The sequence below is a fragment of the Kitasatospora sp. NPDC002543 genome, from assembly GCF_053594915.1.
Genome location: NZ_JBSFWR010000109.1, coordinates 20,440 through 27,883 on the forward strand (window position 1 = coordinate 20,440; position 7,444 = coordinate 27,883).

The window sequence follows — 7,444 nt, forward strand, 5'->3', positions numbered from 1 at the left end:
GGTCGAGGACCAACGCGGACGAGCCGGAGCGGCGAACCCGCCGGACGGCGGGCTGGGGAGCGTCCCCGCCGGAGCGGCGAACCCGCCGGACGGCGGGCTGGGGAGCGTCCCCGCCGGAGCGGCGAACCCGCCGGGCGGCGGGCTGGGGAGCGTCCCCGCCGGACGGCGGGCGGGCGGTCAGCCGAGCTTCGGTGCCACGGCCGCCGGCCCCTGCGCCACACCCAGCTCCGGCCCCGGCTTCACCCCGGGCTTCACTCCCGGCTTCGGCCCCGGCCCGGTGCCGCAGAAGGCCTGCTCCATGAAGTCGAACTCCGCCACCAGCTGTCCGAGGTGCTGCTGCCCGTCACCGCGCGGCGTGACGGACAGCGTCATCTGCCGGTCGCCAGAGGACCACATCTGGGTGCCGTACCCGGGCACCGAGCCGTCGTGCCCGTACACCGGGCCGCAGGAGAGCTCCCAGCGGGCCAGCCCGAGGCCGTAGCCCAGCGCGGACGGCACGCCGTCGACCACGATCGGCCTGGTCGCGGTCATCTCCTTCAGCAGCGCCGGCGGCAGCAGCCGGCCGTCCAGCAGGGCCTTGTCGAAGCGGTTCAGGTCGCCCGGGGTGGAGATCAGCTCGCCCGCCGAGTTCGCCCAGGTCAGGCTCGCCACCGTGACGTCCCGGTCGCTGACGTCCTCCGGACCGGGGCCCTCGGGCAGCGTCAGGTAGCCGTGCGCGTGCGGGCCCCGGATGTCCGTGGCCGTGCCCGGGAAGTACGTGCCGGTGAGACCGAGCGGGCGCAGGACGCGCGCGGTGATCTCCTGGGCGTAGCCGCGCCCGGTCACCTTCTCGATGATCATGCCGAGCAGCGTGTAGTTGACGTTGGAGTAGCCGAACGTGGCGTCCGGCGCGAAGACCGGCGGGTGCGCCACCGAGGAGGCCACGACCTGGGCCGGGGTGATGGGCCGGGTCAGGCCGCCCTGGTCGAACCAGGCCCGGACCACCGCCGGGTCCGTCCAGTCGGGGAAGACCCCGCCCTTCTCGTTGGTGGAGTCCCAGAGGCCGGAGCGGTGGCTCAGCAGTTGACGGACCGTGATGTGGTCACCGTTCGGGACCAGTCCGGGCAGGTACCGCTCGACCGGGTCGTCCAGGCCGATCCGCCCCTCCCCGACCAGCTGGAGCACGGTGGTGGCGGTGAACACCTTGGTGACGCTGCCGGCGCGGAACCGTCCGTCCGCGCGGGCCGGCGCGCCGGTGGCGAGGTCGGAGACGCCGGACGCTCCGCGCCAGACCCCCTTCCCGTCCCTGACCTCGGCGATCGCCGCGACCGCGCCGGCGCCGGTCACCGCCCGCAGGGCCGCCGCCCGCGGGTCCCCCGGGCCCGGCCGCCCGTCGGCGGCCTCGGCCGCACCCGCCGAGACCACCGGCCCGGCCAGTGCCAGACAGACCGCCCCCACCAGCGCGGAAAGCGTACGACGTGCCATGCGACCCCACCTTCGCCGTCGGCGAGCAGTTCCTCGCCTCCGCCGCCCAGCCTCGCCGCCGTGCCGACGGCCCGTCATCCTCCGCCGGGAGGAGTCGGCCGTACGCCCACCAACGGAGGGCCTCCGCCGGAAGACGGAGGCCCTGCGGGGGCGCCGAGGGCGGCGGTGGCGGTGGGCGCGGCGGTTCCCGGCCCCGCCGGGGCCGCGCGGCGGACCCGCTACCGGGCCGCGACCGGGCGGACCGGGTGCTTGCTCAGGATGGAGACCCGGTTGAAGGCGTTGATGGTGATCGATACCCAGACCGCCGCGGAGATCTCCTCGTCGCTCAGCACCGCGCGCGCCGCGCCGTACGCGGCCTCCTGGAGCGCCGCGTCCGCCGGGGAGGTGGTCGCCTCGGCCAGTCCGAGCGCGGCGCGCTCCCGGTCGCTGAACACCTCGGTGTCGCGCCAGGCCGGGAGCACGCCCAGGCGCTGGGTGGTCTCGCCCTCGCGGATCGCGGCCCTGGTGTGCACGTGCAGGCAGTAGGCGCAGCCGTTGATCTGCGACACGCGGAGGTTGACCAGTTCGATCAGCCGCCGGTCCAGTCCGGCCTCGGCCGCGACCTCGCGGGCCGCCTCGGCGGCGGCCAGCAGCGCCTGGTACGCCCGGGGGCTCTGCTTGTCGATGAACACCCGCCGGTCCGTCGGGACCACCGTCACATCACTCACCTGGACTCCTTAGGCTGATCACAGCTGTCGCCGGCCACTCTGCCATGGCATGATAGTTGAATATAGAACTAATTGGCACCACTGGACACCCGGGAGGGACCCCACCGTGAGCACCGCCGAGACCGACCGCGTCGACACGCCCGCCACCGGCCCGCGAGTCGAGGTCCTGCCCGCCCGGGACGTGCCCCTCGGCGGCCCGCGCGCGATGACCGTACGCCGCACCCTGCCGCAGCGCTCCCGCAGCACCATCGGCGCCTGGTGCTTCGTCGACCACTACGGACCCGACGACGTCGCCACCACCGGCGGCATGGACGTCGCCCCGCACCCCCACACCGGACTGCAGACCGTGAGCTGGCTGTTCACCGGCGAGATCGAACACCGGGACAGCCTCGGCGTCCACGCCTACGTCCGGCCCGGCGAGGTCAACCTGATGACCTCCGGCCGCGGCATCGCCCACTCCGAGGTCTCCACCCCGGCCACCACCGTCCTGCACGGCGTCCAGCTGTGGGTCGCCCTGCCCGAGGAACACCGGCACACCGGACGCGACTTCCACCACCACGTCCCCGGCCCGGTCACCCTCGACGGCGGCGAGGCCCGGGTCTTCCTCGGCACCCTCGCCGGCGACACCTCCCCCGTCCCCACCTTCACCCCGCTGCTCGGCGCCGAACTGACCCTCCACCCGCACGCCACCGTCACCCTCGCCGTCGACCCCGCCTTCGAACACGGCCTGCTCGTCGACAGCGGCGACATCCGCCTCCTCGACACCCCGCTGCGCCCCGGCGAACTCGGCTACACCGCCCCCGGCCGCACCACCCTCACCCTCACCAACACCGGCGACACCGACGCCCGGCTCGTCCTCCTCGGCGGCACGCCCTTCGAGGAGCGGATCGTCATGTGGTGGAACTTCATCGGGCGCTCCCACGAGGACATCGCCCAGGCCCGCGAGGAGTGGCAGGCCGCCTCCGACCGCTTCGGCGCCGTCGACGGCTACCCCGGCGACCGCCTCCCCGCCCCGGAGCTCCCGGGCATCCCCCTCAAGCCCCGGGGAAACGCGCGCTGACCCGGGTACTTGCCGATCGGGGGTGCGGCGGGCCGGGTCCGCCGCACCCCCAAGCCGGAGTCCCCCTTCGCCCACCCCGAAGCGCCCCTGTCGACACTCGCCCCCGCACTCGACGCGTGACACCGTTCGGCCTTCCGTGACAGGGCCTGACAGGACCAATGCTGACTCAATGCCGAGTTTCCCGATGGCCCGTCAGAACCGATCGGGGCACTCAGCGCGCCCGGAACGTCATCGTCGGGCGCCGCCGCGAGAACCGCCGGATTCCCGGCACGGCCCCCTCGCCGGCTGCCGAAGGACGGTCACCACCGGAGCGGCGCAGGCCGGAGAAGACAGCCACCATCCCGTCCCGTTGCTCGCACCGACGATCTTGCTTCAAGCCAGTTATCAGGGCTGAGCCCTGGGGGACATCCCCGGCCCCCTCTGTCGGCAAGGACCCGCCGACCCGCCCCGACCCGGCGCCAGGGTGACCTCATGGCGGACGCCCCGACAACAGCAGCACCCTCGATCGAGGCGCTGGACGCCCTCGTCGAGCGCGCCTGCGAACCGCCGACCGGCACGTCCCGGGCGAAGCAACTGCGCTGGGTCGCCGGCGAACTGCGCACCGCCCTGGAGCGCGGCGCGACCGTGCCCGCGGCCGCCGGCTCACTCGCCCTGCTCTTCGCGCCGGACACCCTCGCCGCCTACCTCACAGCCGCCGAGCAGGGTCTGCTGCGGCGCAAGCCCACCGCACGACCGGGCCAAGCCTCACCCGCGTCCATGCGCGTCCGGGAGGACTGCCTCCGCATCCTCGGCGCCCGCGCCGGCACCACCGTCACGCTCCCGGACCGCAACCCGCCGCCGGTCGAGCTCCGGCCCGTGGTCGCCGCCCGTCCGCGCAGCATCCTCCTCGGCCACCTGGAACACTCGGCCCGCCCCGGCCGGTCCGACTCCCGCAGCCGGATCCTCGCGATCATCGACACCGTGCTGGACACCGGCTGCCGCGCCGGCGAACTCTGCGCCCTGCACACGGACGACATCGACCCGCACCACGGCACGATCCGCCTCACCCGCCTCCCCCAGCACCGCAACCCGCGCACCACACCCGCCACCATGACGGTCGGCCTGTCCGGCCCCACCCGGGCCGCGATGCGCCACTGGCTCACCGTCCGCAGCCACCTCGTCGCACGCGACATCACCCAACCCGTCGGCCCGGGCAACGAGACCACCGACGCCCTGTGGGTGAGCATCGCCCCCAGCGGCCACCCCCGCCCCGGCCTACCCCTGCACTTCCGCGGCCTGGCCCGCGCCTACGCCCGCGCCATCCACGACCTCAACACCGAGATGGCCGCAGAACCCGGCTGGCAACCCCTGCCCCGACGCATGGAACAACTACGCCGCGCCATCGAACTCGAACCCGCCGACCCCGACGGTGCGACCCTCCGCCGCACCCGCACCCCTGCCACCGGCCCCGATGCAACGGCACCGGATAGTCAATTCGGACCTATGGACGGCTCTGTCCCGCAGTCGGTGACAGCGAAGCGCGACAGGAGTCGTAGACAGGTCATATGAGATGCGCCAACGCGCCTGCAAGAACAGCCTTACCCGGTGTCAACACTGGTCGTCGAGAGCGTGACGGACGAGGTCGAGGTCGTCCGGCTGCCGGCACGGACCCGGGACGATAGAGCCGAGAGCAGCCCTCCGGGCGTCCTGTCGCAGCACCGCATGCTGACCGGCCCGAAACTCGGCTGGCGACCGAAGGAAGTCGACCTGCCACGCGCTCCCCTCGATCACGGCGCCCGGCACATCGAACACCCTGCACTCATCGTCGCCTAAGCGTGACTGTCAGTGCCGTCTGGGACTCTGGCGCGTCCGGCCAATGACAGCTGAGCGGGAGGGAAGGCGAGCAGTGAACGAGCCAGCGCAGGTCTACGTGGTCGTCGACGCCAGCAGGCACGCTGGGAAGGTGGGGCTCTCCGGCACTTCGTCGAACACGCGTGTACTTCAACATGCCGGATACGGATGGGTGTTGTACCGCTCGCTGATCCTGCCCACACGCGAGCAGGCCGCCCAGGTCGAGGTCTTGGTCAAGGATGTTCTTCAGCTCCGCGGACTCCTCGGCTTCCTGCGGCCCGACCAGATGCCCCAGAACGGATACACGGAGACCTTCGACATTCGGGTGATCTCACCGGCTGAGGTGTTCAGCATGATCACGGGCGGAGCTGCGCTGCTGCCGCCGGTAGCTGCACCAGCTACCGAGTTGGCAGCTGCGCCTGAACTCGCAGAGCTGGCCGCCCCGAAAAAGGGCCGGTTCGCCAAGCTGAAGGACAAGTTCCTCCGCAAAGCCGGCAATTCACCGGTTCCGACCACACCTGTGGCACCGAAGCCCGAGGCAAGGGTCCCCGCGCCCTCTCCAGTCGAGCCCATCCCGAGGCCTCGCGGCGGGACCAGACGATGCCATCGACCTCCGGGATCGCACGCGACGAACCGGTCGAACCTGCCCTTGAAGCGAGGAGCGAGTCGAACGCCCGGCTTGCTACCAGGACCTCCTATCGAGAGGACCCCTACACGGCCCTCTGGAGCACGTGCTCTCGATGCGGGTCTGTCATCCAGACCTTGCTGGCAGTGGTCGCCTGGTCCTCGCCACAGTGCCTGACATGCCGACGGGACACCAGCCTCATGGGCGAGCGGACGAAATGGTCCGGACTCGCTGTGACCACACGAACCCGACGCAAGCGCCCGGACACCGCCCATCGATTCTCCCTGGTGGCTTGGGAGAAGAACAACGAACACGTCAGCGATACGCTGCGGGGCGCCCATCAGAAGCTTCCCAACGGGGCCTTCGGGTTCATCCCCACAGCCGAGCCCGAACTCCTCGCGCAATCCGTCATGTACCGCCTAGAGGTCGACCATGGTCTGACACTGGAAGAAAGCAACGAACAGGTTTACCGGTGCCGGAGCTACTACCTCGATGCCCAGTACGTACTCATGGTGGCTCAGACCGAACTGCTGCTCCTCAACAGCGCTGCCGAGGCCGTCACCGAAGAGGCAATCACGCCGGAACTTGAGCGCACTCTCCGCTCCACCGTGCGGGACAGGTGGGCCCCACCGGAAGAACTCCTCAGGTGGGTGGGCGACCAGTACGACGGGGACCTCCCGGTACCTGAGTGGCGCCTTGCCGTCAGCTGGACGCCTCGTGCATGACCGGATGCAAACCAGAATCACCGTGCTGTCAAGGCCCAGCCCGAGCAGTACTTCCGGCAACGGCCGCGTGGGCGTGCAGTCCGGGATCATGCTCGGCTACGGCAGTCAGATGAGCTCGGCCAACTCGGCGACGAGAGCGGCCTTGGGCCGGGCAGCACTGATGATCTTGACGGTCTACCCGCTCTGGAAGACGAGCAGGGTGGACAGTGACAGCACGCCGGGAATTGAGCGTGCTTTCGGGCTTGCGTCGGCGTCGACCTTGGCGATGGTGGGCCTGTCTCCGCACTTCGCATCTCGATCTACTCCAGAACCCGGGTGATCTGACGGCAAGGCCCGCATCAGGCGGCCCGAAGGTCGACCAGCACGTGCTTGTCGCTGCCCAGGACGTTGGCGGCGGAGGTCTCGTCGATGATGGTGACCGCGGCACCGGCCATGAGTGGCTCCGCAAGCCTGTCGGCGGCCCGGGCGGCTGCCCGCCCGGGCCGAGCAGGAGGAGCGGCAGCCGTCAGATGGCCGGTTCGAACTCCCCGACTCCCTCGTCGAGTTCACTGTTGCTCACGTCCTCCAGCGCTGCCAGGTGGCGCTCGGCGTCCAGCGCGGAGGAGCAGCCGGTGCCGGCGGCGGTGATGGCCTGGCGGTAGGTGTGGTCCACGACGTCGCCGGCGCCGAACACGCCGGGGATGTTGGTCCGGGTGGAGGGGGCGTCGACCTTGAGGTAGCCCTCGGCGTCCAGGTCCAGCTGGCCCTTGAAGAGCTCGGTGCGCGGGTCGTGGCCGATCGCGATGAACAGGCCGGTGACGGCCAGCTCGCGGGTCTCGCCGGTGGTGCCCCCGTCCTTCGTCACCGTGCGCAGGGTGACGCCGGTCAGCTTGGGGTCGCCGTGGATGGCCTCGACCGCGCTGTCCCACTCGAAGCGGATCTTCGGGTCGGCGAAGGCACGCTCCTGCATCGCCTTGGAGGCGCGCAGGGTGTCCCGGCGGTGGATGATCGTGACGCTCCTGGCGAAGCGCGAGAGGAAGGTCGCCTCCTCCAG

General features: G+C 71.4%; 7 protein-coding genes. 4 read left to right on the top strand and 3 right to left on the bottom strand.

Annotated features, from left to right (window positions below; all coding sequences use genetic code 11):
* Positions 1-177: 177 nt before the first annotated feature.
* The gene (locus ACWD4P_RS31995) at positions 178-1,464 is read right to left on the bottom strand and encodes a serine hydrolase domain-containing protein (RefSeq protein ID WP_359819363.1); all 1,287 of its coding nucleotides are present in this window, start codon (positions 1,462-1,464) and stop codon (positions 178-180) included.
* A gap of 218 nt (positions 1,465-1,682) precedes the next feature.
* Complete coding sequence (locus tag ACWD4P_RS32000) at positions 1,683-2,171, bottom strand: carboxymuconolactone decarboxylase family protein (RefSeq protein ID WP_359819365.1); 489 nt, start codon at positions 2,169-2,171, stop codon at positions 1,683-1,685.
* A 106-nt stretch (positions 2,172-2,277) separates the two neighbouring features.
* On the opposite strand from ACWD4P_RS32000, the gene ACWD4P_RS32005 reads away from it, so the two are divergent.
* The 4 genes from ACWD4P_RS32005 to ACWD4P_RS32020 all read left to right on the top strand — a co-directional run bounded on the left by ACWD4P_RS32005 (position 2,278) and on the right by ACWD4P_RS32020 (position 6,411).
* Positions 2,278-3,231: a pirin family protein gene (locus tag ACWD4P_RS32005; protein ID WP_449782053.1), complete on the top strand. Its 954-nt coding sequence runs from the start codon at positions 2,278-2,280 to the stop codon at positions 3,229-3,231.
* Between the two features lie 471 nt (positions 3,232-3,702).
* Positions 3,703-4,779, top strand: coding sequence for a site-specific integrase (locus ACWD4P_RS32010; protein ID WP_449782054.1), 1,077 nt, complete (start codon positions 3,703-3,705; stop codon positions 4,777-4,779).
* Positions 4,780-4,815: 36 nt separating this feature from the next.
* Positions 4,816-5,043, top strand: a complete 228-nt coding sequence (locus ACWD4P_RS32015; RefSeq protein ID WP_449782055.1) for a hypothetical protein — start codon at positions 4,816-4,818, stop codon at positions 5,041-5,043.
* A 930-nt stretch (positions 5,044-5,973) separates the two neighbouring features.
* Positions 5,974-6,411, top strand: a complete 438-nt coding sequence (locus ACWD4P_RS32020) for a hypothetical protein (protein WP_449782056.1) — start codon at positions 5,974-5,976, stop codon at positions 6,409-6,411.
* A 505-nt stretch (positions 6,412-6,916) separates the two neighbouring features.
* On the opposite strand, the gene ACWD4P_RS32025 is transcribed toward ACWD4P_RS32020, so the two are convergent.
* A partial coding sequence (locus ACWD4P_RS32025; RefSeq protein ID WP_449782057.1) for an NAD(P)/FAD-dependent oxidoreductase occupies positions 6,917-7,444 on the bottom strand: 528 nt, incomplete at its 5' end.